Source organism: Stenotrophomonas sp. YJH_SMC_4 (assembly GCF_059371575.1).
Genome location: NZ_JCAFUR010000001.1, coordinates 623,356 through 649,825, shown reverse-complemented (window position 1 = coordinate 649,825; position 26,470 = coordinate 623,356). Strand labels below are relative to the sequence as shown.

Annotated in this window: 32 protein-coding genes; 7 read left to right on the top strand and 25 right to left on the bottom strand. The window is 65.6% G+C overall.

Annotation, left to right across the window (positions count from 1 at the left end):
• The first annotated feature begins 3 nt into the window (after positions 1–3).
• On the top strand, positions 4–450 hold the full coding sequence (locus AC5P9F_RS03105; RefSeq protein WP_279702530.1) for a hypothetical protein: 447 nt from the start codon (positions 4–6) through the stop codon (positions 448–450).
• Between the two features lie 224 nt (positions 451–674).
• The gene (locus AC5P9F_RS03100) at positions 675–1,415 is read left to right on the top strand and encodes a DUF3800 domain-containing protein (RefSeq protein ID WP_279730616.1); all 741 of its coding nucleotides are present in this window, start codon (positions 675–677) and stop codon (positions 1,413–1,415) included.
• A 127-nt stretch (positions 1,416–1,542) separates the two neighbouring features.
• Here the strand turns inward: AC5P9F_RS03100 and AC5P9F_RS03095 are convergent, their stop codons facing one another.
• Together AC5P9F_RS03095 and AC5P9F_RS03090 are read right to left on the bottom strand one after the other, a co-directional pair.
• Complete coding sequence (locus AC5P9F_RS03095; protein WP_279702532.1) at positions 1,543–2,148, bottom strand: hypothetical protein; 606 nt, start codon at positions 2,146–2,148, stop codon at positions 1,543–1,545.
• Between the two features lie 52 nt (positions 2,149–2,200).
• Positions 2,201–2,608: a hypothetical protein gene (locus AC5P9F_RS03090; protein WP_279702533.1), complete on the bottom strand. Its 408-nt coding sequence runs from the start codon at positions 2,606–2,608 to the stop codon at positions 2,201–2,203.
• A 567-nt stretch (positions 2,609–3,175) separates the two neighbouring features.
• Between AC5P9F_RS03090 and AC5P9F_RS03085 the strand changes: the two genes are divergently transcribed.
• Complete coding sequence (locus AC5P9F_RS03085) at positions 3,176–3,556, top strand: tautomerase family protein (RefSeq protein WP_005408320.1); 381 nt, start codon at positions 3,176–3,178, stop codon at positions 3,554–3,556.
• 30 nt (positions 3,557–3,586) lie between these two features.
• Here the strand turns inward: AC5P9F_RS03085 and AC5P9F_RS03080 are convergent, their stop codons facing one another.
• The 23 genes from AC5P9F_RS03080 to AC5P9F_RS02970 form a co-directional block, all read right to left on the bottom strand.
• On the bottom strand, positions 3,587–4,660 hold the full coding sequence (locus tag AC5P9F_RS03080) for a phage late control D family protein (protein WP_279702534.1): 1,074 nt from the start codon (positions 4,658–4,660) through the stop codon (positions 3,587–3,589).
• Complete coding sequence (locus tag AC5P9F_RS03075; RefSeq protein ID WP_005408322.1) at positions 4,651–4,866, bottom strand: tail protein X; 216 nt, start codon at positions 4,864–4,866, stop codon at positions 4,651–4,653. The genes AC5P9F_RS03080 and AC5P9F_RS03075 overlap by 10 nt, the downstream gene beginning before the upstream one ends.
• On the bottom strand, positions 4,850–5,317 hold the full coding sequence (locus AC5P9F_RS03070) for a phage tail protein (protein WP_005408323.1): 468 nt from the start codon (positions 5,315–5,317) through the stop codon (positions 4,850–4,852). Before AC5P9F_RS03070 ends, AC5P9F_RS03075 begins: the two co-directional genes overlap by 17 nt.
• Before the next feature lie 2 nt (positions 5,318–5,319).
• Positions 5,320–7,767: a phage tail tape measure protein gene (locus AC5P9F_RS03065; RefSeq protein WP_308680111.1), complete on the bottom strand. Its 2,448-nt coding sequence runs from the start codon at positions 7,765–7,767 to the stop codon at positions 5,320–5,322.
• Positions 7,768–7,887: 120 nt separating this feature from the next.
• Positions 7,888–8,178 carry a phage tail assembly protein gene (locus tag AC5P9F_RS03060; protein ID WP_005412456.1) on the bottom strand — a complete coding sequence of 97 codons (291 nt, stop codon included), beginning with the start codon at positions 8,176–8,178 and terminating at the stop codon, positions 7,888–7,890.
• Between the two features lie 80 nt (positions 8,179–8,258).
• Positions 8,259–8,762, bottom strand: a complete 504-nt coding sequence (locus tag AC5P9F_RS03055; RefSeq protein WP_005412457.1) for a phage major tail tube protein — start codon at positions 8,760–8,762, stop codon at positions 8,259–8,261.
• Positions 8,763–8,764: 2 nt separating this feature from the next.
• Positions 8,765–9,967: a phage tail sheath C-terminal domain-containing protein gene (locus AC5P9F_RS03050; RefSeq protein ID WP_111173609.1), complete on the bottom strand. Its 1,203-nt coding sequence runs from the start codon at positions 9,965–9,967 to the stop codon at positions 8,765–8,767.
• A 106-nt stretch (positions 9,968–10,073) separates the two neighbouring features.
• The gene (locus AC5P9F_RS03045; protein ID WP_111173608.1) at positions 10,074–10,733 is read right to left on the bottom strand and encodes a hypothetical protein; all 660 of its coding nucleotides are present in this window, start codon (positions 10,731–10,733) and stop codon (positions 10,074–10,076) included.
• 1 nt (position 10,734) lies between these two features.
• Entirely contained in the window at positions 10,735–12,936 is a 2,202-nt protein-coding gene (locus tag AC5P9F_RS03040; RefSeq protein ID WP_111173607.1) for a tail fiber domain-containing protein, read from the bottom strand.
• Positions 12,937–12,943: 7 nt separating this feature from the next.
• The gene (locus tag AC5P9F_RS03035) at positions 12,944–13,492 is read right to left on the bottom strand and encodes a phage tail protein I (RefSeq protein WP_239502330.1); all 549 of its coding nucleotides are present in this window, start codon (positions 13,490–13,492) and stop codon (positions 12,944–12,946) included.
• Between the two features lie 223 nt (positions 13,493–13,715).
• The gene (locus tag AC5P9F_RS03030; protein ID WP_049459408.1) at positions 13,716–14,612 is read right to left on the bottom strand and encodes a baseplate assembly protein; all 897 of its coding nucleotides are present in this window, start codon (positions 14,610–14,612) and stop codon (positions 13,716–13,718) included.
• A 2-nt stretch (positions 14,613–14,614) separates the two neighbouring features.
• Positions 14,615–14,953, bottom strand: coding sequence for a GPW/gp25 family protein (locus tag AC5P9F_RS03025; RefSeq protein WP_005408332.1), 339 nt, complete (start codon positions 14,951–14,953; stop codon positions 14,615–14,617).
• Positions 14,954–15,005: 52 nt separating this feature from the next.
• A complete protein-coding gene (locus tag AC5P9F_RS03020) occupies positions 15,006–15,596 on the bottom strand; it encodes a phage baseplate assembly protein V (RefSeq protein ID WP_100437956.1) in 591 nt (196 codons plus the stop codon).
• Entirely contained in the window at positions 15,593–16,147 is a 555-nt protein-coding gene (locus AC5P9F_RS03015) for a hypothetical protein (protein WP_099527123.1), read from the bottom strand. The genes AC5P9F_RS03020 and AC5P9F_RS03015 overlap by 4 nt, the downstream gene beginning before the upstream one ends.
• 352 nt (positions 16,148–16,499) lie before the next feature.
• Entirely contained in the window at positions 16,500–16,877 is a 378-nt protein-coding gene (locus tag AC5P9F_RS03010) for a hypothetical protein (protein ID WP_024956106.1), read from the bottom strand.
• Complete coding sequence (locus tag AC5P9F_RS03005; RefSeq protein WP_099527124.1) at positions 16,874–17,359, bottom strand: glycoside hydrolase family 24 protein; 486 nt, start codon at positions 17,357–17,359, stop codon at positions 16,874–16,876. The genes AC5P9F_RS03010 and AC5P9F_RS03005 overlap by 4 nt, the downstream gene beginning before the upstream one ends.
• Positions 17,356–17,706, bottom strand: coding sequence for a hypothetical protein (locus AC5P9F_RS03000; RefSeq protein WP_043033662.1), 351 nt, complete (start codon positions 17,704–17,706; stop codon positions 17,356–17,358). Before AC5P9F_RS03000 ends, AC5P9F_RS03005 begins: the two co-directional genes overlap by 4 nt.
• Positions 17,703–18,131 (bottom strand): Mor transcription activator family protein, encoded by a 429-nt coding sequence (locus AC5P9F_RS02995; RefSeq protein ID WP_227860074.1) that lies wholly within the window; start codon positions 18,129–18,131, stop codon positions 17,703–17,705. The genes AC5P9F_RS03000 and AC5P9F_RS02995 overlap by 4 nt, the downstream gene beginning before the upstream one ends.
• 355 nt (positions 18,132–18,486) lie before the next feature.
• The gene (locus AC5P9F_RS02990; RefSeq protein WP_033835195.1) at positions 18,487–18,870 is read right to left on the bottom strand and encodes a hypothetical protein; all 384 of its coding nucleotides are present in this window, start codon (positions 18,868–18,870) and stop codon (positions 18,487–18,489) included.
• 153 nt (positions 18,871–19,023) lie between these two features.
• Positions 19,024–19,662, bottom strand: coding sequence for a deoxynucleotide monophosphate kinase family protein (locus AC5P9F_RS02985; protein WP_049451083.1), 639 nt, complete (start codon positions 19,660–19,662; stop codon positions 19,024–19,026).
• Between the two features lie 41 nt (positions 19,663–19,703).
• Positions 19,704–19,931, bottom strand: coding sequence for a hypothetical protein (locus AC5P9F_RS02980; RefSeq protein ID WP_099527126.1), 228 nt, complete (start codon positions 19,929–19,931; stop codon positions 19,704–19,706).
• Positions 19,889–20,281, bottom strand: coding sequence for a DUF7696 family protein (locus tag AC5P9F_RS02975; RefSeq protein ID WP_423164583.1), 393 nt, complete (start codon positions 20,279–20,281; stop codon positions 19,889–19,891). Before AC5P9F_RS02975 ends, AC5P9F_RS02980 begins: the two co-directional genes overlap by 43 nt.
• Entirely contained in the window at positions 20,282–22,618 is a 2,337-nt protein-coding gene (locus AC5P9F_RS02970; RefSeq protein WP_495231887.1) for a VapE domain-containing protein, read from the bottom strand.
• 486 nt (positions 22,619–23,104) lie between these two features.
• Between AC5P9F_RS02970 and AC5P9F_RS02965 the strand changes: the two genes are divergently transcribed.
• The 4 genes from AC5P9F_RS02965 to AC5P9F_RS02950 all read left to right on the top strand — a co-directional run bounded on the left by AC5P9F_RS02965 (position 23,105) and on the right by AC5P9F_RS02950 (position 26,460).
• On the top strand, positions 23,105–23,329 hold the full coding sequence (locus tag AC5P9F_RS02965) for a hypothetical protein (RefSeq protein WP_005408344.1): 225 nt from the start codon (positions 23,105–23,107) through the stop codon (positions 23,327–23,329).
• 11 nt (positions 23,330–23,340) lie between these two features.
• Positions 23,341–23,595 carry a hypothetical protein gene (locus AC5P9F_RS02960; protein WP_012479313.1) on the top strand — a complete coding sequence of 85 codons (255 nt, stop codon included), beginning with the start codon at positions 23,341–23,343 and terminating at the stop codon, positions 23,593–23,595.
• Positions 23,596–23,806: 211 nt separating this feature from the next.
• The gene (locus AC5P9F_RS02955; protein ID WP_099527128.1) at positions 23,807–24,193 is read left to right on the top strand and encodes a DUF2946 family protein; all 387 of its coding nucleotides are present in this window, start codon (positions 23,807–23,809) and stop codon (positions 24,191–24,193) included.
• Between the two features lie 128 nt (positions 24,194–24,321).
• The gene (locus AC5P9F_RS02950; protein WP_495231886.1) at positions 24,322–26,460 is read left to right on the top strand and encodes a TonB-dependent receptor; all 2,139 of its coding nucleotides are present in this window, start codon (positions 24,322–24,324) and stop codon (positions 26,458–26,460) included.
• Positions 26,461–26,470: the final 10 nt, after the last annotated feature.

The following is a 26,470-nucleotide window of genomic DNA, read 5'->3' as shown; positions in this document are numbered from 1 at the left end:
CTGATGAGCGATTTAGGTCGGGAGGAGTTTGAGGAGCAATGGGCCGCGCAGGTGGGGCGGTTCGCCATAGCTCTAGGGGAGATCGAGTGGGCGACGGACATTCTTCTCGCTGCCGCAGACTGCCCCTTAAAGAAGGATGAGTCGCTCGCTGTGCGGCTATGCTTGCTCAGGGAGAACATTGGCAACCTCAAACCGGGGATCGGCGCAGAGCTTGAGCGCGTCGTCGGGGAAGCTGATGAACTCCGTGACCGCCGTAACTCTGTCCTGCATTCCGGGATTGCCTTCAACATATTCACCGATGGCACTGCGGTTGCGATCAAGGCGTTTGTCAATGACCGGCGCGACAAGTACGAAGACATTGACTTGGATTCAATGCGATGCCTTGCGGCCCGAGCTCAGCAACTGAGCAAGGACTTCTGGGCTGTCGTGTTGAAGCAAACGGGAAATTAGCCTCTTCCCGTGATTTGCCAGCGCGTTATCGCCTATTGGCGATCGTCCACAGCAGCCCCCGGCCATGGACTGCCGCACGGCCCACTGGCTAGACATCGCGTTGAAGCAGTCCTGGGCATGCTCCTATGGGCGCCTCGCCACGGGAGAGATATCCACAGGCTTGTCCATGGCCGACGTTACTCCGGCAGTACTATTATCCGGCCAACCTCAGTTTGGGTCTGGCAATGCTAGCTGTGTACGTAGACGAAAGCTGCGCGGATGGTAGGAACCGTTACCTCATCCATGGAGCGCTGTTTCTTTGCGGGCAGCAGATCAGTGATCTGCGCGCTGCGATCGAAGCTACGGTCGCAGCTAGCCGCCTGTCAGATGAAGTGAAGTGGAGCGGTATCACCAGGGCCAAGCGGGAGCGCGAGCTCGCGATCGCTGACCAATATTTCGATGGAACCACTGATCAAGAACTTGCGGCCGGCCGTTGGTTTCAGTCGATGGTGATCGATCAGCATCAGTTGGACGTCCGGGGGTATCACGATGGCGACAGAGACGTCTGCTTCTACAAGTGCTTGTACAACCTTCTTGTAAAGCGCATCGCTCAGTACGCGTTGCCTGATGAAGACGTGCACGTCGTTCTAGATCAGCGCACGACGCTCAGATACGACTTGGAAGATCTCCGGGCAGTGTTGAACAACGCGCTAAGGCGAGACCTCGCTGATCGATCTCCTCACGTTCGCACCGTGATTTACAGAGACTCGCGCACCTGCCGACTACTTCAGCTGTCCGACCTTCTAACTGGTGCTGTTGGCTTCCATCAGAACCGTATGCATTTGGTGCCAACTGCATCTCCGCACAAGCGTGCTGTGGCAGAGCATATTGCCAGGCGGGCCAACTTGGAGTCGTTGCAGATCGCCAACAGTTGGTCGCCGCATATGGGCATCTGGACGCTTCGGATGGGTGAGCGCCGAATATAAAAAAAGGCCGAGCGATCTAACGGTTTCCCGTATCCACGTCCGTGGCACTCGGATCTCCGAGGGATTCGATCGGCTGGGCCTCAGGGTGAGTGTGGCATGTCCTGCCCTCAATGCAAACGGGCCGCGTTCAGCATTGCTGGGAGCGTTCTCGGCCGGGCGTAGCCGCGGCCATCCCGACGTCCCCCAGCAGCTCGCGCGCGATCATCGCAGTGGCATCCAGCAGGTCGTGTCCGCTGCCGGCCTGCACCACCACCGCCAGCAGGCTACGGCCCACCTCGGCACTACCGCTGGTCAGTTCCATCTCGCCTTCAAAGCACAGATCGGCCAACCATTCATGGGCCTGCTGCAGCCCGCGCTTGCGGACGCGGCGGAACTCCGCGAGCAGCTTCGCCTGGCCGGCCTCCTGCTCACCATCGGCCAGCAGGCCGATGGCACCGCCGTGCGCCGCGCGCCAGATGGCCGGCAGCGGGCGACCGTTCGCGTCCACCACGTCCGCCGAGAACTGCGCGCAGTACATTTCGTAGCGCTTGCCCGCCGTGCTGCGGGGCACGATGCCGGCCTCTGCCAGCAGGCGTTCGGCTTCATCCAGTGTGCTGAACTTCAGGCGCAGCAGTGCAGGGCGGCTCAGTTGTTGTGCCAGCGCCTGCTGGTTGGCGGCGAACCAGACGTTCCAGCCCACGCTTGCGCGGCCTTCCAGTGCGGCCTTGAAGTACTCCAGGTGTTCGGCGTCCATCGCTGTCTCCTGCGCTCCCTGCGGGATTGTAGCGGGAGCACATCCGGGCCGGTCAGGCATCGCCGCTGGACAGGCAATGATGTGCCTCGCGCACCAACTGTCGTGCGGCCACGATCAGTCCGTCGATATGGAAGGCGCCCAACTGTTCGTCCGGGCCGCCTTCGTTGCGCGCATGGTTGGCGGCCTGCAGCAGATCGAGCAATGCGCCGAGCCCAGATAGCGAGCGGCGCAACGAAGCGTGATTGCTGGCGCCGAGGGTGAGGCTGATGCACGGCTGTCCGTCATCACCGTCGGCATGGTTGATCGCATTGAGACGGGCGAAGAACGTGGCCGACTGCGCCGGAAGGTTCTGTTCGTTCAAGGCGCACTCGATCTCGCGTGCGAGGTCCCCGGGCACGTCGGCTGCGACGTCGCCGATCAGGGCGTTCAGGCGGGGATGGATGGCGGTGCGGTTGGTCATGGCGAAACCCTCACTGGCGTAGGGCCACCTTCCGGAGTGAAGGTGGCGGACGGTGCGGGTTGGCGTACCAAGGCTGAAAAGCTCACAGGGAGAAAAGGCCCGGCGGATCTTGCGATCCCCACGCACCGCCCGCCATTGAAGGCAATCGGTGCATTCTCTTTGCTGCGATCGATATCGCAACATCCTGTGAGCCTGTTCGTTTATTCGAGACGCCAATCCCGGCCAAGGCGTCTTGCCTCGGCACGGCGATCATCTGGCCGGGCAATCACATCGGTCTGTAAGGAAAGTTCTCAACCGTCCCTAGGCAGGCCAGACATCTCCCGTTGTGTGCCGTCCGACACCTGCGAGTAGTGCGGCCCATCACTGATGGCGCACATCGCCGGCCCTGCCGACCGTGCACATGACGACTCCGGAGGGATGCCGCCATGGCAATCGCGTCACCCCGCGCGCCGGAGGCGGGACCATGCCACGCATGGAGCCAGAGGGTTCCATCCCTGTGCTGTCCCGCCGCCCCGGGCAGGCGTACTCTCAGCCCGTTGCCGTGCCCATCCACTCTGGAGTGCCACCATGCCGCTCGCCCGCATCGATCTTCGCAAAGGTAAATCCGCCGACTACCTGCAACGTGTCGGCGAAGCCATCTACCAGGCCATGCGCGCGGTGGGCGTGCCGGAGAACGACCGCTTCCAGATCTTCCAGCAGCACGACGCCGGTACGCTGATCTACGACCCCGGCTATCTGGGCGTGGACCGCACCGACGATTTCATCTGCATCCAGATCACCTGGAACGAAGGGCGTACGCTGGAGCAGAAGAAGGCGTTGTACGCCGGCATCGCCGATGGACTGCACGCGGCGGTGGGCATCCGCCGCGAGGATGTGTTCATCAATCTTGTTGAAGTAAAGAAGGAGAACTGGTCGTTCGGTAATGGCGTGGCGCAGTACGTGAGTTGATGCGCGGAAAGCACCACGCATGGCGTGAATCTACACTTCGCTGCCGACCTGTTCGCCTTCGCTGGCCGGGGCATTGCTGGCCGCTTTTACTGCGTCGGCGCTGTTGGGTTGTTCGCATTCGATGCGCGTGACGTAGCCCTCGCTGCCGATACTGTGCTCGGCACGCTTGACCAGCCACTGGCCATCCACGCCCTCGCGGAACCCCTGCATCACCACCGTGGCCTCGGCCATCAGCGTCTCGCGGCCGGGCAGGGTGTAGCTGAGCGTCCGCGTCTGCCGTGCCTGTTCGCGATGCTTGGCGCGCGCCGCCGCTTCTGCGCTCTCCCGGTCGGCATAGGCCATGCGCAGGCGCATGATCGGTTCACCGCTGCCGACCTTCACTTCCTGGCGCTTGGCACTGCGCACGTCGCGGTAGTACGCAATGGTGGTACCGGCATCTTCGCGTGCGGCAAGGGTTACCCGGTAGTCGCTGCCATCGGCCGGGGTGAGGGTGACATCGGGAATGCGCTCGCCGCTGGCGCTGGTGGATTCGCCCCGCTTCACGAACACCAGGCGCCCGCCTCCGGGCTTGGCGATGGCATCGTGCTGTTTGGCCAGGCGCAGCAGAAGGTTCATGTCCGACTCCTGCGACTGCACCGTCAGCGGCAGCACGATGGTCGCCAGCGATGCGCTCACCGCTGCGTTCAGCCCATGCTCGCCGGCCATGCGTCGCACCATGTCGCCGATCGTGGTGCCCTTCTTCCAGGTGCGTGTCTTCTGCGTCTGCAGGTCGCTCTTGCCCCCCTTGCTGGTCTCGAACGGTGCCGCGCGGGCGCGCAGCGTCATGCTGCCGGGAAAGCCGGAGATCTCCACCTCGTCGCAGATGTACAGGCCTACGCGCCGCACTTCGCCGTCATAGCCGATGAAGGCCTCCAGTTCCGCGCCAACCGGTGGCAGCTGGATCGGATCGGACGGATCGTGGTCGGCCAGCTGCAGTTCCAGCGTGTCGGACGTGTTGCCGGTCTCGTCGGTGATGCGCAGCGACTTGAAGCGCGCCATGATCTTGTCGGTGATGTCCTGGCTGTTGGCCACCACGCGGAAGGCCGGTGTGATGTTCAATCCCACAGGGCGACTCCCTTGCGCTCGCTGGCCGGGCGCTGCACCTCCGGCAGGGTGATCGCTACGCCGGCAGGCAGTACCGGGCCGCGTGCGGCCAGGCCCGGGTTGGCATCGAACACCGCGCGCAGGATGGCCGGTGACTGCTCGCCATAATGCGCGTACGCGATACGGTCTACGACGTCGCCGTCGCGGGTGCTATACGTTCGTGCCATTGCTGTGCTTCCGCAGTGAAAGGGTGAATTCCTGTTTCAGGATCGCGCTGTCGGCGGTGAACTCGCTGGCGGTGGCATCGATCTTCTCGATGACCCACAGGCCCAGGTTGCCGCCCTTGCCGGTCAGCAGTCGATGAGGCGTGCCCTGCGCGGCCAGCTTGCGCAGCTGTGAGAGCTCATTGCCGGCGCCGCGGAACTGGTAGTAGATGACGCCCGGCAGGGTCATGCTGGCTGAGCCCGGTCCGGTGTACTGCAGGGCCGCCATCTGGCCGATGCGGTCCTGCGCCTGCCAGCGATACTCGTTGGATTGCTGGATCTCCCGGAAGACCGCGGTGTTGAGGCTGAACTTGAAGCCGCCCAGCATCAGCAGTACCGGGGCGTTGCCGGAGTCATTGGCTTTGAACTGCGACAGCAGCTTGTCCACAGTGCCGGTTACGAATTCGCGTTTCATGCTCAGTTCCTGTCTGCCAGGCCACCACGGGCGGCAACCGCGTTGCGACGTTGCAGCTCGTCGGCCGTGCGGCGCGCCACCGATTCGCTGGATTCACCGGGTTGCTGGTGGATGGTGATGTTGTTGGTCTGTTGCTGCTGCACGGTGGTCGGTGCGCGCATCGTGGGCGAGGGCATGTCCGGCGCACGGCGTCCCTGCGCGCCGCTCAGCTCGGCCATGCGGCGGTTCAGGCCATCGTTGTCGTTGGTGCCGACCGCGTACGCCACGCGCGCCATGTCGCCGATGCCACCACCGCCGCGCGCCTTCATGCCGCTGTAGATGTTGGCGGCGCCCACTGCGGTCTGCAGCCCGCCCTCGGCGACCTCCAGCGCTTTGTCGTTGGCAGCCCCTACGCCACCACCAAGCTTGTCCATGAACCAGCCGACGCCTTCGATGACTGGCTTGAGCTTTTCCAGGATGCGGTCGAACGCTGCGGTCGCCTTCTGGCTGATCGACTCCCAGATGTTGCCAAGGGTTTCGTTGATGAAGCCGGCGACGGTGCCGAGCATCTCGCCCAGCCACACCACCGCCCCCACCACGCCGCCGATGACCTGGATCACCAGCCGGAAGTTGGTCAGCAGCGTCTCACCCACCAGCGAGCCGATCTGGGCGACGCGTGACAATTCATTGCCGGTGTACTGCGCCGGTTCCAGCATCTTCGACAGCCAGTCCCAGGCCTGGCCGATCAGCCCGCTCATGACTTCCCAGGCGGGGCGCAGTGGTTCAACCGCGCGCATCAGTTCACCCATCGCTGCGGTGCCTGCACCGCTCAGGCCTTCCCAGACGCCGCCCAGGAATGCCTTGATCGGTTCCCAGTACTTGCGCACCAGCAGGGCGCCGGCGGTGATGGCGGCGACGGCAACGGCGATGGGGCCACCGCCGATGGCACCAATGGCAGTTGCGACGATGCGGAAACCCGATGCCAGGCGCATGGCCATCGGCCCAAAGCGCCCCAGCTGTGCCAGCAGGCTGCCGCCACGGAACAGCTGGATGGCCTTCTGCACGCCCAGGATCGGGCCCTGCAGGAAGGTCCAGGCATAGCGAGCGCCGAGTACCGCCGCGCGCATGCCCAGCATGCCGACCACGATCTGCGTGGTGTTGGCGATCAGCTTCGGGTTTTCCTGCACGAACGAGGTAACCCCGTTCAACAGCTCGGTCAGCTTGACCGCGGCCTCGCCCACCGCGGGCAGCAGCGCCGCACCGAACGCCTTGGACAGGTTGTCCACGGCGATCTTGGCGCCTTCGATCTTCTGCGGATCGGTCTGCATCGCGTCGGCATAGGCCGCATCGGTGGTACCCGCCGATCCATTCAAGGCCTTGTCGCGGACACGGATGTAGGTGTCCCAGTTCTCGATCATGGGCTGGACGAAGTTCTTCGCCTGTGCATCGCTGAACAGGATGCCGATCTTCTTCTGGTCGCCCGCAGTCGCCTGGATGATCCCCTGCATCGCAGCATCGAAGGGATTGCCGCCGCTGGTCTGTGCATCGCCGATGATCTTGCGCAGATCCAGGTTCAGGCTCTTCTTGGCCTTCTCCTGAATGTCCGGCGAGAGCACCTCGGACATGAAACTCTTCATGTTGCTGGCGGCCTTGTCGGCGCCACCTGCCGAGTCCAGCGTGGCTTCCAGTGCCGCACCCAGCGTAGCCGCCGCCGATGTGCCCTGCAGCTTCATCGCCTCGAACGAGGAACCCAGCACCGGCAGCACCTGGGCCATGTCCTTCAGGCCCAGGCTGCCCTGCTGGCTGTTCACCACCAGCACGTCCAGCGCGTTCTGCATGCGCGAGGGATCGATATCGAACGACTGCTGCAGGGCGGCCGCAGCTTGGGCCACATCATCGATGCTGGCACCGGTGACGGTGGTGGTCCGCCCGACAGCACCGAGGCTGGCCTGCGCGGACTGTGCGTCCATGCCGGCCGCGACCATCAGCTTGATCGACCGCTGCAGATCGTCGGCGCCCTGGTTGGTTGCACGCGATTGCTGCAGGATCGCCTGGCCGAGCGCACTCACCTGCGCGCGGCTGAGGTTGGCTGCCACGCCGATCTGCTGGTTCTGGCGGGCGAAGCCGGAGGCGTTCTCGACCGGCTTGGCCAGTGCGGTGACGGCGGTGCCGAGTGTGCCGCGCGCTGCCTTGAACGAGGCGCCGAGTTTCTCGCGCTTCTCCAGGTTGGCGGTGCGCTTGGCTTCGACACGCTCCAGCGCTTCCTGTGAGGCGCGCAGCGCATCGGCCTGCGCGCGCATGCGGGTGTATGCGGTGCCCGACTTCTTCATCGCGGCGAGCTTGAGCTCCAGCTTGCCGGCTTCATCGCCGAGGCGCTTCACGCCATCATTGGCGAAGGACAATGCGTCCTTCAGCGACTTGGACACCTCACCGCCGATCGTGATCGTTGTCGTTTGAACGTTACTGGCCATGTACCGGCAATCCCTGAATCCACCAGATGAACTTCGACACCCGCAGTGTCATGATTTCGCGCAGGCCCCAGCCGGTATGACCGGCCAGAGCAAGCACTCCCTGCCTGATCTGTGGCAGGGTCAGGTGGTAAAAAGCGCGACGCCTGCCTGCAGTCGTGCGTAGTCGCGCAACGGCATCTTGCGCACGTCGTCCGGCGAGATCTCGCACAGGTTGGCGATCATCCGCACCTCACGCTGGGCGTCGCTGCCCTTGTCGTCCTGGTAGCGCTCCATGTCTTCCACGGTCGGCTCGCGCATGCGCAGCACGGCGGTTTCCATGCCATTGACCTGGCGCGGACGGGTGAGGGTGATCTCGGCGAATCCATCGCGCTCGATGACGGTGTCGGTGGGGGTCTTGGTCTTGCTGGACATGGATGCGTTCCTGGAATGCGATGCGGTGCGATGGATGCGGGGGCGCGAGGCGCCCCCGGGTTCTTCGGTGCGGCGTGGGCTCAGATGCCCAGCGCGCCGCGGATGCCGGCCAGGACGTCGACGCCACCCTGGCGGGCGATCATGTTGACCACGTCGATCTCCTGCACGACCTGGGCACCATGGGTCAGCTTGTAGTAGCTCAGCGCCAGGCTGACCTTGATCGTGCCCTTCTCGCCGACCTTGGTTTCGCCACGGTCCAGCAGCTTCACCTTGCCGCGCATGTTGTGCACGACCTGGGTCACTTCGCCGTCGTCGCCTTCCAGTGCCTCGCGGGCGGTGAAGCCGTATTCCTTGCTTTCGATGACGTGGAACTTGCTCATGATCTCCGCGTCGTCGGAGGCGAACTCCACATCGGCGGTCAGCTTTTCATGGCCGAGCACGATCTCGGTCGGGGCCAGCATGCCGCCGGCCTGGAAGTCCTCGGTCTTCAGCGACAGCTTGGGGGCGGTGAAGGACATCACGCTGCCGGCATAACCCTTGCCGTCGACGTAGAAGTTGAAGTTTTTACGGATCTTGCGCGCCATGCTTAGAAGATCTCCGAGACGTAGTTGTTGTTCATGTGCATGCGGAAGGTCAGCTGCTCACCCGGGTAGGTCGGAGTGAAGTCGAAGTCCCAGTAGAAGCGGCCCTGGGCCACGCTGTCCGCTGCGTTCAGTTCCGGGTCGATCCAGCAGTTACCGCCGAGGATCGCGCCCTGGGTCTTCAGGCCGCGCAGGAAGGCATTGACGCCCTCGCGCACGTCATCGACATAGGTCTTGCTGATGCCGCGGTCGACGGCCCACAGGTGGGCGGCTTCCAGGCTGTCGGCGATGATGTCGGCGGTGCGCACCACGCACAGGAACTGCCACTTCGGATCGATGCTGGTGGTGCGGTTGCCCCACAGGCGGAAGCCCCCTTCGCGGATGACCGTGGCCACGTTGGCCTGGTTCAGCAGGTTGGCGCGGCTGGTGGCATCGGACAGGCCGAAGTCGATCGCACGCGCGGTACCGACCACGCCGTTGAGTTCCAGGTTCGACGGCGACGCCCACCAGCCGCGCTCGTTGTCGCTGCGGGCGATGGCACCGGCCACGGCACCGGAGGCATGGCGGGTGACGATGGCATCACCGGACTGCACCAGCAGCGCGGGGTCGACCACGTAGACGCGCTTGGAGCCGGTCAGGGCGGTGGTGGACTTGGCAGCGTCGTCGTTGCTGTTCGGGCCATCCTTGATGATCACCGCGCGCAGCTTGTCGGCGATGCCGAGCAGCTCGGCCACGACCGGGTTGGCCAGCACGGCCTCCGGCTTGGTCGGATCGGCCGGGTGCACATGGGTAAAGCCGGGTGCGACCAGGATGCGCGGCTTGACGCCGACGATGGACTTGGCGGCCAGCAGCGCATGCACGCCTTCGTAGGCGCCGGTCTGGGCGTTCACGCCGCCCAGCACGTTGGCCAGGGTGGCGCTTTCATTGGCGCCCTTCTCGACGCGGACGACGACGACGACGGCACTGGACTGGTCGAAGATCGTGTCGAGCGCACCGGGCAGGGTGCCGGCATCGGTGCCGGTGGTGGCCGACAGCTTGGCGGCCTGCGACGGCGAGGTCACCAGCACGGGCGTGTTGATGGGGAACGCTTCGGTGTCGGCCAGCGGTGCGGTGCCGACGATGCCGATCACGCTGCTGGAGGCGATGGCAATCGATCGGGCACCGGTATCGATGTTGACGACCTGTACGCCATGGAGAAATTCGGTCATTCGGGGTTCTTCCTCGGTGTGGGTGTGTGCCGGCTTGTGCAGGCGACGGGGTAATGTTCGGAGAATGTGGCGGTCGCGATAATTGCAGCGGTGGCCCGCTGTGCAATCAGTACCAGCCCGAAACGGCGACGTTGGCGTATACGGTTGAAACCTGAGCGGGGCTACCGGAACGACGGAGATGAACGGCTATCTCAACCGTGATGCTCTCGTACATGGAAGATGCCGCAGGAATGCTGATGGATACGGTTGCCGAGCGCGATGTCGCAAGTGAGGAGAATGACGGTGCGCTTGTGCTGAACGAAGCAGCCCCTGTGTTGCTGGCCGTGAACTGCACTTCGTACTGGCTGGGGTTTGCACCCGCCGGTGCCCAGCGACCGGAATCCACCTGGGCGGTGGCATCGTTGCCACCGCCGTAACTGTTGCTGTGGACGGTGAAGTTGCCGTCGGACAGCAGGCTGATCTGCACCGACGCCGTGACATCGCCGAATGAGTTTGTTTTGGCGCCATTGCCGGCTGAGTAGTCCTTGCCATGGAAGGGCGGCCGGTAGCTTGCGGTGCCCCGGGCCGCCCACAGGTTGGACACGTCCATTCCGTTGATGCGATGGCCTACGTCGGCACGCTTGCTGCCGTACTGGATGTGGGCATAGCGGCGGCTCAGGTCGCCGCCGCCGATACGGCGGCCCGAATCCTGCGCCAGTGGACCTTCAACGTACGGATCGAACAGGTCGTCAAAGTCGACACCGGAAGAGCGATATCCGCTGGGCATGTCAGCGCTCCGCTTTCAGTGCGCGCACTTCGGCGGCCAGTTCCTGGATGGCCTTGGCCATGACCGGCAGCAGCTGGTCGAGCTTGACCGATGCCACGCGCTCACCCTGGAACTCGACGCCTTCCAGGTCGACCGCTTCCGGCACCAGTTCGGCCAGCTGCTCGGCGACGAAGAACAGGCGACGGCGACCGTCGTCGTTGTATTCGGGCTTGTAGTGACCGGCCGCCAGTTCCATCTTCTCTACAACAGCCAGACCGTAGGAGAGTTCGCCATCGATGTTCTTCAGCTTGCGCGAAGATCCGAAGTCGTAACCACCCGTCGTAGTGAGCGCGCCGTTACCACCAAGGATCATTGCTGCACCCATGCTGTTCGGATAGGTGCTGATGCCCCACTGCATGGTGCCGGCGGCCATCCACCATCCACCCTGGATGGAGTTGTCCAGCATGCCGAATCCGCCGCCAAATGAACCCTCCGAAGTGAAGCCAAAACCTGTGATGCCGGTGGCGGGGTTAGTGAACTCCGGCGTAGTGGTCACTTGTCCCGAGTTGGACATGCGGATACCACGTCGCAACGAGGGGTTGTAGAAGTGGAAGCCGTTGCTGATCGCATGCATTTCCGCGAAGCTGCTGCTGTCACCGGTGACGGCTTCAATCGTTGTACGTGGATAGCCGTTGAGAGTCTGCGAGTGGAATCGGATGCCTGGCTGGGAATCGCCCGCAGCACGGAACAATGACGGCCCGCTCGCGAAAATTCCGGAGTTGAAGTTGTGCCGCGTGCCGTAGTAGTTCATCGGCACATATGCATCGACAGCTGGGTTGGTACCCATGATGCACGGGAAGCCGTCCCCGGAAACAGTGATGCGAACTTTATTGCTGGCTGCCGGGCCAGCGGTGATGTGCGAGAGATTCTTCAACTCGCCGGTCATCGTGTCGCCGGCTTTGCTTACCTTGCTTGCTGGATCGAAATTGCCGCTGGTCCAAACAGTGCCGCCCGCGTTGAGCATGGCGGTGTATCCGCCTGCCGCGTTGGCGAAAGTGAAGTTCGAGCCGTTCTTGAAAATGTAGGAGTTGGTATCGCCGAGCACGAGTACGCCGTCGTTGGCCACACCATTCCATCCATAGGAACGAAGCGAGTTTCCATTCACGCCGACGTGTCCAGTGAACGTCCCGCCACTCTTGTCCATCTTCGCTTCAGGCGCGAAGTTCCCGGCATGCCACATCATCGATCCATTCCAGCGCGGGCCATCACCATGCTTGATGGTTATCTCGCTGCTGGCGCTGCGGTCCGCGCTCCACACGCGCCACAGGCTGGAATTTCCCCAGCCGCCAATGAAGGACTGTTCGGCACCGGCGGCACCGAAGCCCAGCAACGGATACGTGCCGCTGATGAACTGCTGGTCGGTGAACGTGTTGCCGCCCCTGGACGCCTTGCCATCCAGTGCCGACTGCAGCCCGGTCACATCGGCAATCACATGCTTGTGGCCCACGGTGGCGAAGTCACCGGCCAGGGCGAACTCGGAGGCGTGCTTGCCGTCCAGGGTGTCGGCGTCCAGGCCGTTGCCATGCCCGGTGTCCTTCAGCGCGGCGCTCTTCAGTTCCAGCGCAGTGCGCGCCGCCGCGGTGTTCGCCGCAGACAGCAGCGTCTTCGCCAGCGCGGTCGGGGCGCTGGCGCCGAAGCGCTTGTCGGTGTACGCACGCACGCCACGCGGGGTCACCACGCGCTGGGTGTCGGTCGCATCTTCGGCTTCGGTGCTGGTGGCCAGCTCGACCACGCCGACGACCTCGGTGGTGGCCGGTGGATAGAGAAAGCCGGCATCGCCGAACTGAATCTGCGTCGTGTCGATCCCGCTGAAGCGGGTATCGGTGGCCAGCAGCAGCATCGATGCGGCCGACTTCTCCATGATCGGATCGGCCTGGCCGTAGCTGGCAAACAGGGTGCCGTCGGCCAGGTACAGGCCGAAACCGCGCAGCGTGTAGGAGGTGGCGCTGTCATCGCGGATGGTGACGTGCACGGTGTCATCGCCCACGGCCTGGCCGCCGAAGGTGGCGACGCGCTTGATCTCGCCGGGCAGTGCAGTGAGCCCCGCCGACGGCACGAAGGCGGTCGAGGTCAGGCCGATCTGGGTGATCAGGACGGCGTTGGTGCCGGTGTTCGGCGGATTGACCAGCTTGGCGAAGCCGGCATCGGTGATTTTCAGGCGCATGCGGGGGTTACTCTCCGATCAGTTGAAGGCGGCGGAAGGCCGTGGCGTGGGCGGCTGCAAGTGCGCCGATGGCGGCGTCGGCCTGCATGCCCTGGGTAAAGGTGAAATGCGAGCGCACCGGCTTGGTCCGGGTGATTTCGCCGATGACGTCCTCGACGAACATCGCCGTGGCGGACTGGCCATCCTGGTTGGCGATGGTCATCACCGCTTCGAAGGTGTGCGGCGCGCCCTTGGGCTGCAGCTGCCACCACTCGCGGATCAGCACCGATCCACCGAAGGCGGCCACCACGTCGCGCACGCTGCCGGCGGTGCCCTTGCGGCGCTGGATGGCGATGGCCGTGCGCACCCGTGCGCGTTTCACCGCTTCGGGCCAGTAGGCCTTCCATTCGTCCACCGACAGTGCCCAGGCCAGCCAGGGCAGCAGTGCGGTCGGACAGCGGTCGGCATCCCACAGCGCGGTGATGTCCACCGGCAACGGACGTGCAACGATGGCGCGGGCAAGCGCGCGCTCGGCATGGGTGGCGTTGGTGGGTAGCAGGTTTGCCGCCGAGGGCACCACCACCTGGGCGTCACCATCGATGACCTCGCCGGGCGCCGGTGCAGTGGCCAGGGTGACCCTGCTGCCCTCGATGACGCTGCCCTGCAGCGGCTGCCGCCCCCGTGCATCGGTGCGGTACACAGCCTGCAGGCTCGCCAGCGCGCCGCCGGGGTGGCGGAAGGTGCGGTTGCGGCCATCGATCGCGCCGCGCAGGCGCGCGTTGATCAGGCGCGTGCTCGGCTCATTCATCGGTGCCGCCGTGGGTCAGGGTCACGCCGGTGCAGTGCGTGGCCTGGGTTCGGTCCACCACCACATCTGCAGCCGGATGGACGATCTCCACGCGCTGCACGCCCTCGGCATGCAATGCGGCGAACAACCCCGAACGGGTGACATCGCGGCCGAGACGATGTGACTCGCTGATGTAGCGGTCCAGGCGGGTGCGCGCTTCGGCAAGCACGACCTGCGAATCCGGGCCGGCAAAGGTGAACAGCGTGGCGTCGACCGAGTAGGTGACGATCGTGGCCGGCTTCACCAGCACGTGGTCGGTCAGCGGTCGCACGTCATCGGCGCTCAGCTTCGCCTCGACGATATCCAGCAGCCCCTGGGTGGCGGTTCCATCCGCTTCGCGCGACAGCACCGAGACCACCACTTCGCCGGGGGCGGGACTGGTCGCACTGGCGTCGAGCACGCGCGGGTCCGCGCTCAGCGCATGGAATACATAGGCACCTTCCGGCCCCGCCACGCTGAACCCTTCCGGGCCCAGCTGGATGCGGCGGCGGAAGTCCTCATCGCTCTCATATCGCGGTGGAATGCCTTCCTGCGGCCTGCCCGGGTCGAGCACCTGGCGGGCGACGCCGAAGATCGCGGCGAGGTGGTCCAGGTCGCTGCCACCGGCATAGGCCAGCATCACGCCACGCGCGGCGTCGTTGACACGCTGGCGATCGAGCAGGCGCAGGTAGGTGCAGACCTCCAGGATCTTGAAGGCCGGGTCCGACGGCAGCAGCGCGTCGAAGGTGGGATCCAGGGCCTGCAGTGCGGTCAGCGATTCATCGAACATGGCTTCGAAATCGAGCACTTCGATGACCGCCGGTGCAGGCAGCTGGGACAGATTGACACTGGTGAACGAGCCGGATGCCACGGTTAGCGAACCTCGATTCCTTCGATGGTGATGGCCTCGCCGTCCGGCAGGTGGATCCCGGTCACTGCCAGGATCATCACGCCGGGGGCGGGGAGGGAGACGTCGACGTTCTCGACGTGGAGACGCGGTTCCCATCGCGCCAGCGCGTCGACGGTGGCCGCGATCAGGTCCATGCGCAGCGAGCGGTTGGTCGGCGCATCGATCAGTTCAAACACGCGTGAACCGTATTCGCGGCGCAGTACGCGGGAGCCAAGAGGCGTGGTGAGAATGTCACGCACGGACTGGTGGAGATGGGCGAGCCCATCCAGTGATTTGCCGGTGTTGGCGTCGATTCCTCGCATGGCCTCTATCGTCGTGGAGTGCGGGTTTTCAGGGCATTGCAGGCGTGGCCGCTCAGGGCTGCGCGGGCGTGGTGGGTGCGGTCGGACCCTGTGCGGTGTGCTTGTGTGCCTTCAGGCCGATGGCACCGGCCTTGACTTCGCCCGGTGTGCTGATGTCCTTGCCGGCGCTGATCGCGCCGCTGACATCCAGATCGCCGGTCGCCTTGATCGAGGGTGTATCGAGCACGATCGATTCGCTGGCGATCACCTGTGCATTCGCGCAGGTGACGATGACCTTGCCGCTGCCGACATGGACGTTGAGCGTGGTGGTTTCCTGGTCGTACTCGACGCTGCTGCCGTCGGCGAACTCGGTGCGCTGCCGCAGGCGCGAGTCGGCCGGCGGCGGAAAGCGGTCCTGGTACAGGCTGCCGAGTACCAGCGCCTGGCCCGGGTCGCCATAGGGGCACGCCAGTACGACCTGCTCGCCGGGTTCGGGTGCGCACCAGGTGCGTACGCCCGGTCCCGCGCCGCGTTCCAGCCAGGGAATCCAGTCGGTAAGCATGCCGTCGGCATCGACGCGAACGCGCCCGTTCGCCTCGTCCAGTTCGCGCACCACGCCGATCATCAGCAGGTTGCCGATCAGCCGCGCGTGTTCGGCGCTCATCGTGCGCGCTCCGGCAACGGCTGGTAGCGGGACTCATGGGCGCGGCCGATCTCCGGCGCGAAGCTGTAGGACGCCTGCGGCACCACGCCACCGGCGTCGTCCCACGGGTTGTCGCCCAGCGCGACCGGCAGTGACCACTCGACGATCCAAGTGCGCAGGCCCGGCTGTGCCGCCGCGGGGTCTTCCGGCAATGCTGCAATCACATCGATCGCACCGCTGGCAACGCCGGGGAAGCGGCCGAGCTGGTGCAGCCAGGTCGCCAGGGCGAGGGCCGCGTTGCGCAGCTGCAGCGTTGTGGTTGCATCGGTTGCCGGCAGCGCAATGCGCGCTTCGAAGCGCAGCGTGGCCTGCAGCAGGCCACTGCCATCATTGTTGTCCCTGCTGCGGTCACAGCGGGTCATCGCCAGCAGGCAGGCCGGCAGGGGCATCCCCTCAGCGTTGGCGTCGCGATGGAACTCGACGCTTGCAAACCCCGGAAAGCGTGCGCGGATAGCGGCTTCGATCGCGGCAATCAGCGGATCGAGCGTGGGAGGGAAGGAATCGTTCGCCATGTCAGCTCATGCAGGGAAGGGAAGAAGGGCGTGGCCCGTGCGGCGCGCGCGGTCTGCAGCCAGTGTTGCCATCACCGCAGTGGGGTGGCATTGCAGGCGTGGCCGTATCCGGCAGGCTTAGTGCGTGGGAGTGGCACTGCTGCCGCAGTCGGCGGGTGCTGCCGGCACGGCGCCATTGATGGTGATGCCGCGCTGGCTGCCGAGGCTGCACAGCAGCGCACTCAGCTGGTCGGCCAGCGCGTGGTACTGCTGTGCGACCGCAACGTGATTGCGCAGCAGCGCGTCATCGCTGGCTGCGTGCAGGTCCGGCAGGCGGGGTGGGGGAAGCAGCTGGGCAGGTGCGATGCTGAGGTCAGCGCGGCAGGGCGTGGCCGGCGTTGGCCTCGCGCCAGATGCGCACGAACTCAGCGTCAGCGTCGCCGCGATCACGACCAGGAGTCTTGGCATGGGTCTCGATGTCCCGTTGCAGGGTGTTGAACTGTTCGGTGTGCCGGGCCTGGTGGGCCAGGCGCTGTGATTCGGCCTGCGCGCCTGCGGCGCTGTTGGCGAGGGCCTGCTGGTTCGCGCGCTGGACTGCATCGGTGCGGGCCTCCTGCTGCGCTGCCCGGGTGGTGGCAACGGCAAGGTCCGCAGTGCGGTCGCGCAGGGTCCATCCCAGCCAGGCGCAGCTCGCGTGGCTGCCGGCAAGGACCAGCAACCCGATGCCCAACCTCAGTGCCGCGGGCGTCACTGCAGGGCTCCGCCGGCGGCACGGTACGCCGCGCGCAGTGTTTCCAGCGCGTGCTCCTTCTGGCCGTAGCCGGCGCCCGGCAGCGATGCCCAGATGCGCCGAGCCGCAGTGACGGCGGCATCGAAGCGGCCCAGCCGGATCAGCTCGTAGGCACCGCATTGCTTGAGCAGCGCCACGGCCGCGCGGTCCTGCGAAACCGGGCCGAAGTCAGGCAGGCCCAGTCGCGCGCGCAGGTCATCCCAGGTGCTGCGCAGGAACTGGTAGCGGCCGGCGGCGCTGGATTTGATGCCGTAGCGCGGCAGCGACACCAGCACGCGGGGATGGTCGCGGTAGTCGGTGAACAGCTGGCCACCGACGATGACGTCGTAGCCGCGGTCACGCGAACGCTGGCTGGGTATATCGGTGCCTTCGGACACCGCCAGCATGTCCAGGAACGCAGCAACGTTGGTGCCACCGAGGGCGCTGGCTGCAGCGGAGGTCATGCGGCGGCCCCCGGCTGCTTGCGCACCAGGGCCAGCAGGGCGTCTATCTGTACGCTCTGCTGGGCGATCTGTGCACGCAGGGCGCTGACTTCACCGCGCAGCTGCCCGATCTCCTGGGCCATTGCCTCGCGCTCGTGCATCAGCCCATCAGCGCGTGTACGTTCGGCCGCGAGCTGTTCCTGCAGGGTGCGCAGGGTGTTGCTGGTGGCTTCATCGGCGGTGCGGTCGACCTTGGCCGACGACAACCACTGGCGCAGCCACAGCGACACCGCGATCAGCACGCCCGAGGTCCCGCCCAGGTACTTGGCCCAATCCGGCACGCCGGCCAGCAGGTCGCTCTCGTTCATGCGCGTGCGTATCCCTTGAGCAGGGCCGGGTGGACAGCCGGTGGCAACGCGGTGCGCGCACCGCGCAGGGCGCGCTTGATGGTGGTCTGTGAGACGCCGTACTCACGCGCAACATGGTCGCGTGGCATGCCGCTGGCGACCGCGCGGGCAATCTGTTCACGGCGTTCGTGCGCGCCGGCAGCGAAGCAGGATGCCAGGAACAACAGTTCGCCGCCGAAGTGCGCGACCAGCCGCTGGGCGACGTCGTGGCCAAGGATGTCGATCAGCCGGTGCTGGTCGGGCAGGGTGGAGGGTACGTAGACGATGACGCGGTGACGGCCGGTGGTGCTGGAGGTGGTCGGCGGCCAGGCACGCACCAGCGTGAGGGCTGCGGATTCGCCGATGACCTCGGCCAGGGTCTGGATGCTGTCGGGCAGGGCGTTCATGGAGGATGTCTTCAGTGGCATTGATCTCCACTGTTGCCATCCCGCATGACTAATCAACACCTTTCATCTACTTTTATATCGGCGCGCTGAAGACGTTCAGTCGTGCGTGAGGAGTGGGGAGGAGCACGACACGCCTGCTTGCAGTGAGCCGAATCCGCTTGCTCTGGCCGCTGGTGTTTTCCTGTACATCCGTACTCGTTGTCCTCACCTGGCAGGAACAGAGGCAGATCAAGGGGATGGGGCAGGTACAGGGTGAGGACGGCCACCTGCCACACAGCCTCATGCGCCGTGTACTGGCCGGAAACGAAAAAGCCCCGGACGATGCCGGGGCTTCAGGACTGCAGGGGGCGCTGGATCAAAGATCGAACACCAGGTTGCCGCCGGTCTTGCGGGGGATGTACCCGGCGTCGCGCAGCCAGCGTGCCGCGTTGACCTGGTCCATGCGCTTGACCGGGAAGCGGTTGGCGAACATCAGGAAGCGCGCCACGGTGATCGACTCGCCCTTGCCCTTCAGGGCCGCAAGGGTTTCGACGAACCATGGCGCGGGCGGCTGCTGGCTGCCCGGGCGGGCCACGGTACGCGTCTGCTGGGCGCTGCCTGCGCCTGCCCGGGCAGTGGCCAGCGTGCACAGCGAGATGAAGATCGCATCCAGGCTCACGATGTCCTTGCTGCCCTTGGGCTGGGACTTGAACAACTCGATGGCCTTCAGGCGCGTCGACGTGAACTGTTCGACCTCCATGGCGTTTCCTCTTTGCGAAATGGGTTGGGGATGCAGGGTGACGACAGGTGTCGTCGGTGATGGGGGGATGACCTTACATCATTTTCGCCGATGATGGGTCGGGGCCTGCGCTGGGTTCGGGGGATGGACCGGATGGCGGGCCGGCATTCCGGATCAGATCACACCGCGCGAACGCAGCTGGTCCAGCGATCTGCGGACCAGATCGGCCGGGGTGCTGTCATTGTCGACTTCGATGTCGACCAGCTCATGCGGCAGCGGCTGCTCGCTGGCATGAGGGTCGCTGCTGCGATGGCCTGGGCGATTGACGCGGATCACGACACCACCACGACGCCGGATCGCGCGGGCCTCATTGGCGAAGCGGACGTCGGGTACCAGCCCGCCCTCGGGCAGGCGTGCGAACAGCGAGCGTACCCACAGCTCGGGATGGACGCGGTCACGCCCCCACTCGGTACCGGCGGTCTGCATCAGGTGGCGCGGGGTGAGTTCGGCCAGCCAGTCGATGGCGTCCTCCTTGCGGCTGTCCAGTTCGTGCAGGGAGAGCCCGAGGAGGGAGGCGACCAATTGCCGCAGTGGGGCCGCGAAGCTGTCGCATGGCAGTGACAACGCCGACGCCAGTCCATTGGCGAGTGTGTCCTTGCCCGAGCGCTTGCTGCCGGCGATGCCGATGTAGAGCGGCACACGAGAGCGTGGCGCCGGCCGCAGGGCGATGCTGCCCAGTGCAGGGCCGGCACGGAACGCGGCCAGTGTGTCGGCAATCAGGCGATGACCGCTGTCGAGGGAGGCGGGAATCATGCGGAATCTACTCCTGGAGAAATGCGGCAGGTGCCGGAGGATCAGGAATCGCGACCGGCGATGCTGCGGGCGCGGAGGATGCGCTGGGTGATGCGTCCGCCCCGGGCCGCTGCGGCGATCGGGTCAAAGCACAACATGGCGGTGCGGGTACGCCGGCCGGCAGCAAGGTGGTCGCGGATGGTCCGCTCGGACAGCACCGGTACCCGCTGTTGGATCTGCTGCACGGTCAGCTGCTCACCTTCGAAGGCATGCAGTCGGGGACGGGGCATGGCGGAAGCGCTCCTGGAAGGTGGCGGGCCGATACCTGCATCTTGCCCCTGTAGATGCTCCTAGTCAACACCTTCCATCTACTTTCAGTGTGGTGCGGTTGGGCGGGCGGGCTGGCGATCCACAGCCGCAATGCCGCTGCTGCCAGGCGCTCACGCTCAACCGGGCCGCGTGCGGCCAGGACACCCTCGAGATACTGTTGGCGGTGCCGGCGCGGACTGACCACCGTCCAGCGCCCGTCGGTGCCCACGCGCCGGTAGCCGTCCAGTTGCAGCAGGCGACGTGCTTCGCAGTGCAGGCGCCAGTCGCCGCTGCTGCTGTCAACGTCGCGACCATCATGGAGGCGCGGCATCTAGAACGGCCCTGCCGCGTGCTCGGCCAGACTGCGTCTGCGCTGTGGCATCAGCCAGACCTTGGCCCGCTCCTTGCCCACCACGCGGGTGCGCACGCCATGCCGCTTCACCACGTAGGCGGCGGCCTCGTTCACCTCGCGACGGTTGGGCCTGTCGATGCCCACCGCGATGACGATCTCTGTGGCGCGGTAATGCGCGCTCCAGTGTTCGGCAGGGAGCGACCAGTCGAAATGGCGATCGATCAGTTCGGCGATCGGCGAGATGGGCTCGTGTTCGCTGTTGGTGGCATTGAGCGCATCCAGTTCCTCGGCACTCAAGTGCCAGGTCTCGCCACTGCAGTACAACGCATGGGCCTCAGCCCAGACCTGCTGCATGTCGATCCGCGCCGGTTCGCCCAGCGCCACGGCGTGCACGGTCCACCAGCGGGTGTTGCCGGTGGCATCGCGGAGGAAGCGTTCGTCGTTGACACTGGCAAACAGGATGGTGCGCCGCGCATAGCGGGATTCGGTGCGCGCGTAGGGGCGACGGATCTCGTCATGGCTGCGCGAGATGAATGATTTCAGTGCCGCGATATCGGTACGGCGGAAGGTGGCATCGACTTCGCCCAGCTCGACGATCCATCTGGAGATGACCTGCTTGACGCTGTCCTTGTTGGCCGGATCCAGCACCACCCCGTCGGCGATCAGTTGCAGCTCTACCGGCGCCAGCTGCCGCGCCCAGCGTGTCTTGCCCAGGTTCTGTTTCGAAACGAACGTCAGCACGCCGCGCGCGACCACGCCATCGGGCTCAAACGCCGCGGCCACGCCGGAGATCAGCCAGCGCCGCATCAGGACTTCCTTCAGCACGCGGCCGTCGGCCATGTGCGTGGGCTTGGCTTCCTGCACGGTATCGAAGAACGCCTGCAGGCGGGACTGGCCATCCCACGGCCGTGAGGTGATCCAGCTGGCGACCGGGTTGTAGGGATTGGCTTCGGCCACCTGGCACAGGTTGGTCTCGAAGCTGGCGGTGGCCATGCCGGTGCGGTGCATGCAATCCATCACTTCGCCCGCCGCGACCTCCTTGGCGTTGTCTACGGTCGTCTGCAGCCCAGGGACCAGAATCTCCAGATCCTTGCGGATGACGTTGTAGCGCACGGTCACACCGGTACGACGGCACAGCTCGGCCAGGTTGCGGGCAGTTGGCAACGGCCGCCCGCGCGCGTTGGTATCGGGAAACGGGGTGAAGGCATCGAATGCGGACAGGTTGCCAGGCACCTGGTAGCGCGCGCTGGCCGATGACGGCGCATCGTCCAGTGCCACGTCGTCGCCCACTGCCGGCGGCATGGGGGGCAACAACTGGGCACGCACGGTGTCCAGCCCCTCGCGCAGATGCAGGTCGTTGAAGTCGGTAGGGCGGTCATCGTCGCCATGCAGCGTGGCGAACTCGGGCCAGACCACGCGGGCATCGATGTCCGCGGCAGCCTGCGTGGCCAGGGTGACGCCAGGGTTGTCCAGCGGCTGCCGCGTCCACTGATCGTTGTCGGCACACAGCACGAATGACCCGTCCGGCATGGCGCCGCGCCAGGCTCGGGCGACCGCGCCAAGGTTGCCTGCATCCCAGGCCACCACCACGCACCAGCCCGTGGCCTGGTGGATGGATCCGGCGGTGGCATAGCCCTCTGCAATGGCGATCGGTTGGCCGGTAACCGGCTTGCCGATGACATGGAAGCAGCCCTGCTTGCGGCCACCGGAAAGGAAGTCCTTGTCGCGGCCAAGTGCTGGATCCACGCGGGGAAAGATCGCCTGCAACGAGACGATACGGCCCGCGCTGTTCATCACCGGTACCAGCAGGGCGTTGTCGATGTGGCGGAAGACAAGGCCATCGCTGTTGCGCACCGGCCATGGCGCCACACGCAGGCCATGTGCATGGATGCCCTTGCGTACGAGATAGGGGTGGTGGGCATCGGCAGGAATGGCTCGGTTCCACAGCACGTTGGCCGCCCTGGCGGCGGCGTCCTCGCGTTCGCGCTGATGCCGTTCGCGCTCGCTGCGGGCCGCCTCCTGGCGTTGCCTGATGGCACGCTGCTCGGCGGCGCTCAACGCGGTCGGCGATTTCGCGCACCAGGCATGGCGGGTGCCGGTCCGCCAGCTGCCGAACTCGCCGGCCGGCACGTGGTCTCCAAACAACACCGCCCAACCATTGCGCGTGCCACGACGGTCGCCTTCCACATGGAAGCGCACCAGCGTGCCATCGGCGTTGAGCGCGTCGCGGCCGCGCGCGTCCGGCACGATGCCGTGCGCGTGCATGGCCTGCAGGAACGCGGGAACGATGTCCTGCGTGGGATGCGGTGTGTGCATTCGACAAGGCCCCTGGGAACGTGGATCGGTCCACCGCGGCCGATGGCGGCCAACGTGCTGTGCAGTGTCCGGCGTGCGCAGGTCACGCAGCGGCCGACCGACTCAGTGTGGTCAGGATGTGGTGGGAGTGGTGATACGGTCATGGTGTCGGAACGGGGCTTCATTTGCAACACCTTCCAACACCTTGCATCCCTGGCCGCGATGGCGCCACCCAGTACCCGTTGGATCTGCGATGGCGTTCGCAGATCACTGTGATCGTGCCGATGCGTCGCAGTTGGCGAGAACCGGTTTTCGGATGATGCGATCGCCGTCAACGAGGGCCCATCGTTTCTCTCCATCGCGCCTTCGGGCGCCCGTGCACAAGGAGCCTGCATGCCTGAAATCCACTGCAACCACGAACGCCGATCCGCCGCGGAATCCGCGTCGTTGACCGTCGTTGCGACGTTCTCAACCGGTGCGACCACCCCTCGATAAAATACAACCCGCATGACGGACACCATCGACGAAGCGCAGGAAATGGAAGCGCGCCACCTGCAACGCGCCCTGGCCCAGCACGCAACGCGGGCCAGCAACGTTGCCCCTCTCACTCCCATGGGGGAATGCCACAACCCGGACTGCAGCGAGGACTTCGACAACGATCCGGCAAGACTGTTCTGCGGGCCTGCCTGTGCCGAGCGTTTCGAAGCCATCCATCAACACCGCAACGCATAGGAACAGGGGACATGTCTCTGAACAGCAACGACGCTGGCTTCACCGAACGCATCGCCGGTTTATCGGCCGAGCTCGCCGTGCTGGTGAGCCTGGTGGAGAACCACATCCATCTGCAGCTGGCTGATCTGGCCGACTCGGGTGATGTGGATGCACAGGAGCGATTTGCGGTAGCCGATCCGGAGCGCTGGTTGGAGAACGCCCGCAACAGCCTGCAGGCGGGTTTCATGTTCCTGGAGCGCGCGGTGCAGCAACCGGCGCGGTTCTAGTCATCCGGTGCGGGGGCGGAAGGGGCCGGCCAGGCTGCCTTCCGTCCCCCTCGGGCAGTGGACGATCCCCTGCGCTGGAGGCTGCGTCATAACGTCGCACTGGCCGCCGGGCAACCCTGAACGTGGTCCAAGGTTGACCGCAGGCCCGTAGAATGGCCGGGTGCGTCGTTCTGTCCTCCACCGCCGGTTCCAGGCCCTGGCATGGCTAGCCATGCTGCTGGTGCTGCTTGCCCCGCTGGTGAGCCGCTGGCTGGCGCATGGTCACGTTGCAGCGGCTGTGCCGGTAGCGGCGATGGACCATTCCCAGCATGCGCAGCATGCGATGGAGGGCCATCACGACCACCACGCGATGGCGATGCAGCAGGGCGAGGTCTCAAAGAAGCCGCCCGCCGATCCACACGCCGCGCATGAGATGGGCGTGGACTGCGACTACTGCCTGATCGCCGCGCGGCTGATCACCCTGCTGGTGGCGGCATTGCTGCTGTTGGCACCGATGGTATCGATATGCCGTGCGCTGCGTGGTGCAGTGCAGGCGTTGCCGCAGCGGGTCAGCGGCACATTGGGAGCGCGCGGGCCACCGGCCTTCATGGCTGCCTGAGCCACACGCGCGGTGCATTGATCTTTTTTCATGAGGTTGCCGGCCACGGCCGGTGCCCGCACGCGCGTGTCTGTCCCTTTCTGATTGCTGCCCTGCCATTGCAGGGTGGCCTTGCATGCCGTGAACAGATGAAAACGAACCCCAACTCCGCGCGCCTGCGCCGGGCGACGCTGCCTGCCATGTGCGCGTTGCTCCTGCACACCGCCTCTGTACTTGCCGCCGATGCGGCACCACCGACCACGCTGGATACCGTGCGCGTGGTCGATACCCGCAGCGGCGAGCTGTCTTCCACCTCCAGCGCAGGCTCTGCGTTGGGCCTGAGCGTGCTGCAGACACCGGCCAGCCTGACGGTGATTTCGCGCGAGCAGCTGGAACAGCGCGGCGACACCAACCTCAATGATGCGATCAGCCGCGCCGGTGCGATCAGTGCGATGCCGCACCCGGGCAACGGCCTGAGTGCGCTGTCCAGCCGTGGCTTCACCGATGGCGCTTCCGTGATGCGCCTGTATGACGGGCTGCGCCAGTATGGCGGCGTGGGCATCACCTTTCCGTTCGATACCTGGTCCATCGAGCGCATCGAAGTGCTGCGCGGTCCGGCCCCGGTCATCCATGGCGATGGTGCCATTGGCGGGGTCATCAACATCGTGCCGAAGAAGCCGACGCGCGGTGCCATCGAGAACGAGATCAGCGTGACCGTGGGCAGCGAGGACACCGCACGTCTGGGCTTCGGCAGTGGCGGCGCGCTGACGCCCGAGCTGGCCTACCGGCTGGATGTGAGTGGCAACTACAGCGGTGGCTGGGTTGATCGCGGGCGCAGTAGTGATGCCACCTTCTCCGGCGCACTGCTGTGGCAACCGCGTGCGGATCTGCAGCTGTCGCTCACCCATGTGGAAGGCTATCAGCAACCGATGCGCTACTTCGGCACGCCACTGGTGGATGGCCGCCAGCTGGAGGCGCTGCGCCACCGCAACTACAACGTGGAAGACAGCGACATCCGCTACCGCGACCGCTGGACCCAGCTCGATGCGCTGTGGACGCCGAATGCAAGCGTCGAATGGCGCACGCGCCTCTACCAGATCGACAGCCAGCGCGATTGGCGCAATGCCGAAGCCTACGTCTACAACCGCGCTACCGGCTTGATCGATCGCTCAGGCAATACCGAGATCACCCACGACCAGGACCAGACCGGGTTGACCTCGACGCTGAGGGTACAGGGGAACATTGTGGGCCTGGCCAACAGCTTCGCCGTGGGCCTCGATGCCAACCGCGCGCACTTCAAGCACACCAACAACACCTATGCCGGCAGCTCGGGCCCGGTCGATCCGTTCGATCCGGTGCCGGGCCAGTTCACCAGCGACGCGCCGAACCTGCCGCGCTACCGTAATCGTGCCGAGCAGTACGCGCTGTTCGTGGAAGACCGCTTGGCGCTGAGCGAGCGCTGGTCGGTGCTGGGTGGGCTGCGCCACGACCGCGCGCGCATTGATCGTACCGATCTGATCAGCGGCCAGAACGCGTTCTCGAAGACCTACCGCAGCACCGGCTGGCGTGCAGGCACGGTTTTCGCGTTGCGGCCGACGCTGAGCCTGTATGCGCAGTACTCGCAGGCGGCGGACCCGGTCAGTGGCCTGTTGATGATCAGCCCGGCCAACGGTGCCTTCGACCTGGCCAAGGGCCGGCAGATCGAGGTGGGCCTGAAGCAGCCCTTCGATGGCGGCGAGTGGACGCTGGCGGCGTACCGCATCCGCAAGACCGGGCTGCTCAGCCGCGATCCGCTGGTGCCGGATCGCCGCGTGCAGGTGGGCGCACAGACCTCGCGTGGCATTGAGGCGTCCTTGAACTGGAACTTCGCGCCGCGCTGGTCGCTCGATGCCAATGCCACGGTGCTGAAGGCCGAGTTCGAGGACTTCCTGGAAACCACCGGTTCGCCGGCGGTGCTGGTGTCGCGTGATGGCAACGTGCCACCGAACGTGGCCGAGCGCCTGGCCAATGTGTGGCTGAGCTGGCAGTTTGCACCGGACTGGAGTGCGGCGGGCGGCGTGCGTTACGTCGGCAAGCGCTACGCCGACAACGCCAACACCTTGGAGCTGCCCGGCTACAGCACCACCGACCTGGCACTGACCTGGCAGGCGGCACCGCGCACGCGGCTGTCGGCGCGGCTGTTCAACGTGTTCGACAAGGCGTACTACGCCACCGCGTACTACACCAGCACGCAGTGGCTGCTGGGTGCGGACCGGCGCGTCGAATTCACCGTCGATCATCGCTTCTGAGGAGGCTGGC

What these genes read in the sequence shown, in the direction of transcription:
- AC5P9F_RS02970 (WP_495231887.1), bottom strand. Translation starts at nt 22,618, where the DNA reads ATGCACACACCGCATCCCACGCAGGACATCGTTCCCGCGTTCCTGCAG.
- AC5P9F_RS03095 (WP_279702532.1), bottom strand. Translation starts at nt 2,148, where the DNA reads ATGGACGCCGAACACCTGGAGTACTTCAAGGCCGCACTGGAAGGCCGC.
- AC5P9F_RS03050 (WP_111173609.1), bottom strand. Translation starts at nt 9,967, where the DNA reads ATGACCGAATTTCTCCATGGCGTACAGGTCGTCAACATCGATACCGGT.
- AC5P9F_RS03020 (WP_100437956.1), bottom strand. Translation starts at nt 15,596, where the DNA reads ATGAGCGCCGAACACGCGCGGCTGATCGGCAACCTGCTGATGATCGGC.
- AC5P9F_RS03105 (WP_279702530.1), top strand. Translation starts at nt 4, where the DNA reads ATGAGCGATTTAGGTCGGGAGGAGTTTGAGGAGCAATGGGCCGCGCAG.
- AC5P9F_RS02950 (WP_495231886.1), top strand. Translation starts at nt 24,322, where the DNA reads ATGAAAACGAACCCCAACTCCGCGCGCCTGCGCCGGGCGACGCTGCCT.
- AC5P9F_RS02990 (WP_033835195.1), bottom strand. Translation starts at nt 18,870, where the DNA reads ATGGAGGTCGAACAGTTCACGTCGACGCGCCTGAAGGCCATCGAGTTG.
- AC5P9F_RS03000 (WP_043033662.1), bottom strand. Translation starts at nt 17,706, where the DNA reads ATGAACGAGAGCGACCTGCTGGCCGGCGTGCCGGATTGGGCCAAGTAC.
- AC5P9F_RS02975 (WP_423164583.1), bottom strand. Translation starts at nt 20,281, where the DNA reads ATGCCGCGCCTCCATGATGGTCGCGACGTTGACAGCAGCAGCGGCGAC.
- AC5P9F_RS03085 (WP_005408320.1), top strand. Translation starts at nt 3,176, where the DNA reads ATGCCGCTCGCCCGCATCGATCTTCGCAAAGGTAAATCCGCCGACTAC.
- AC5P9F_RS02985 (WP_049451083.1), bottom strand. Translation starts at nt 19,662, where the DNA reads ATGATTCCCGCCTCCCTCGACAGCGGTCATCGCCTGATTGCCGACACA.
- AC5P9F_RS03090 (WP_279702533.1), bottom strand. Translation starts at nt 2,608, where the DNA reads ATGACCAACCGCACCGCCATCCATCCCCGCCTGAACGCCCTGATCGGC.
- AC5P9F_RS03055 (WP_005412457.1), bottom strand. Translation starts at nt 8,762, where the DNA reads ATGGCGCGCAAGATCCGTAAAAACTTCAACTTCTACGTCGACGGCAAG.
- AC5P9F_RS03070 (WP_005408323.1), bottom strand. Translation starts at nt 5,317, where the DNA reads ATGAAACGCGAATTCGTAACCGGCACTGTGGACAAGCTGCTGTCGCAG.
- AC5P9F_RS03075 (WP_005408322.1), bottom strand. Translation starts at nt 4,866, where the DNA reads ATGGCACGAACGTATAGCACCCGCGACGGCGACGTCGTAGACCGTATC.
- AC5P9F_RS02955 (WP_099527128.1), top strand. Translation starts at nt 23,807, where the DNA reads ATGCTGCTGGTGCTGCTTGCCCCGCTGGTGAGCCGCTGGCTGGCGCAT.
- AC5P9F_RS02995 (WP_227860074.1), bottom strand. Translation starts at nt 18,131, where the DNA reads ATGAACGCCCTGCCCGACAGCATCCAGACCCTGGCCGAGGTCATCGGC.
- AC5P9F_RS03040 (WP_111173607.1), bottom strand. Translation starts at nt 12,936, where the DNA reads ATGCGCCTGAAAATCACCGATGCCGGCTTCGCCAAGCTGGTCAATCCG.
- AC5P9F_RS03100 (WP_279730616.1), top strand. Translation starts at nt 675, where the DNA reads ATGCTAGCTGTGTACGTAGACGAAAGCTGCGCGGATGGTAGGAACCGT.
- AC5P9F_RS02965 (WP_005408344.1), top strand. Translation starts at nt 23,105, where the DNA reads ATGACGGACACCATCGACGAAGCGCAGGAAATGGAAGCGCGCCACCTG.
- AC5P9F_RS03045 (WP_111173608.1), bottom strand. Translation starts at nt 10,733, where the DNA reads ATGCCCAGCGGATATCGCTCTTCCGGTGTCGACTTTGACGACCTGTTC.
- AC5P9F_RS03015 (WP_099527123.1), bottom strand. Translation starts at nt 16,147, where the DNA reads ATGGCGAACGATTCCTTCCCTCCCACGCTCGATCCGCTGATTGCCGCG.
- AC5P9F_RS03005 (WP_099527124.1), bottom strand. Translation starts at nt 17,359, where the DNA reads ATGACCTCCGCTGCAGCCAGCGCCCTCGGTGGCACCAACGTTGCTGCG.
- AC5P9F_RS03060 (WP_005412456.1), bottom strand. Translation starts at nt 8,178, where the DNA reads ATGTCCAGCAAGACCAAGACCCCCACCGACACCGTCATCGAGCGCGAT.
- AC5P9F_RS03065 (WP_308680111.1), bottom strand. Translation starts at nt 7,767, where the DNA reads ATGGCCAGTAACGTTCAAACGACAACGATCACGATCGGCGGTGAGGTG.
- AC5P9F_RS02980 (WP_099527126.1), bottom strand. Translation starts at nt 19,931, where the DNA reads ATGCCCCGTCCCCGACTGCATGCCTTCGAAGGTGAGCAGCTGACCGTG.
- AC5P9F_RS03025 (WP_005408332.1), bottom strand. Translation starts at nt 14,953, where the DNA reads ATGCGAGGAATCGACGCCAACACCGGCAAATCACTGGATGGGCTCGCC.
- AC5P9F_RS02960 (WP_012479313.1), top strand. Translation starts at nt 23,341, where the DNA reads ATGTCTCTGAACAGCAACGACGCTGGCTTCACCGAACGCATCGCCGGT.